The following is a 1410-nucleotide window of genomic DNA, read 5'->3' as shown; positions in this document are numbered from 1 at the left end:
TCTGTGGATGGCTCCCTTGTTGCAAGAGAAAAATGACACACTGACGTTGATCAGGAGCAGTCTTCTGTCCGGCCTGTTTGCGCAGTCGGTTTTGGACTGCTGGCCCTGATGGGTTCCGCGAACAAAGTCCCGTTCTAAAACTCAGGCTATGACGCCTCGGACACAAAGTGGGTTGTCTCTGTTCTCGGCCTGACCGATATCGCCATCATGTCGCGTCGCTCCTGCAACCTCCTTCGGTCGGGGTGAACCGACCGATCCCGTTATTTGTCTGTGTTCCCGATTATGCGGCGATCGCCGGCACGTGGTTTGCCTGATAGGCGTCGCCACGTGTCATCAGCGCCCATATGATGCGTGCTATTTTGTTGGCCATGGCGACTGTCGCCACACGCATCGGTTTACGCGCCAGCAGGGCCGCAAAGGTGGGCGGGACGCGATCGGGACGGATCCTGAACTGCTTCACCAGAGCTGTGGCCCCAGCAACCAGAAGCTTGCGAAGATATTTGTCTCCCATCTTCGTAATTCGTCCCAGGCGTTCCTTACCTCCGCTCGAATTCTGCAAGGGTGTCAGTCCCAGCCATGCCGCAAATTGTCGCCCGGACTTGAACTGGGCCGGATCAGCAACCGCGGCCGCGAAAGCTGTTGCCCCGACAGGCCCGACACCGGGTATTGTGCCCAGACGTCGTGCGATCTCGTCGGTCCGATACAAGGCCTGCAACTGACGATCGATATCGCGTGCCTGTTCGTGAGCGAGGAGTGCCTGTCTTGCCAGTATCTGCAGCATAGCCAGTGCGGGTTCAGGCAGATCGAGCCCGCTATTGCCGTCGAGCGATTGTTGAAGAAGATGCAAGGCATTTCCGATACCCTGCGGGATGCATACGCCGAACTCAGCCAGATGGCCGCGCGCCATGTTGACGAGTTGTGTGCGCTGTTTGACGACGAGGGAGCGTACACGATGAAGCGACAGTGCCGCTTGCTGATCGCGTGATTTAACGGACACGAAACGCATTGTCGGTCGTGTGACGGCCTCACATATCGCTTCGGCGTCAGCAGCGTCGGTTTTGCCGCGTTTCACATAGGCTTTGACGTAGGCCGGGGGCATAAGCCTGACCTCATGACCGAGTTTTTGCAGTTCGCGTGCCCAGTGATGGGATGTCCCGCATGCCTCGATGCCAATCAAACATGGGGCAAGCCTGGCGAAAAACGGCATGACCTGCACCCGCCGCAGCGCTTTGCGCACCACTACGGTGCCTGCCTCGTCCACGGCATGCACCTGAAAGACGTTCTTGGCCAGATCCAAACCAATCGTGGTAATCGTCATCTCGGATGGCTCCACTATCAGAGGTACGCAAAGATGGCGTCCTCACCTTTGGCACTATAGATGCCGTGATCGGGAGCCATCCACCCCATCTA

Annotated in this window: 1 protein-coding gene; it reads right to left on the bottom strand. The window is 57.9% G+C overall.

Translation table 11 applies throughout. The features are described 5' to 3' along the window. Positions 1-280 precede the first annotated feature (280 nt). A complete protein-coding gene (locus tag ACWNRM_RS15150) occupies positions 281-1318 on the bottom strand; it encodes an IS110 family RNA-guided transposase (RefSeq protein ID WP_485171506.1) in 1038 nt (345 codons plus the stop codon). Positions 1319-1410 lie beyond the last annotated feature (92 nt).

Source organism: Asaia sp. A2 (assembly GCF_057319415.1).
The sequence above is the reverse complement of the archived record's forward strand: the minus strand, read 5'-3'. Positions and strand labels throughout refer to the sequence as shown.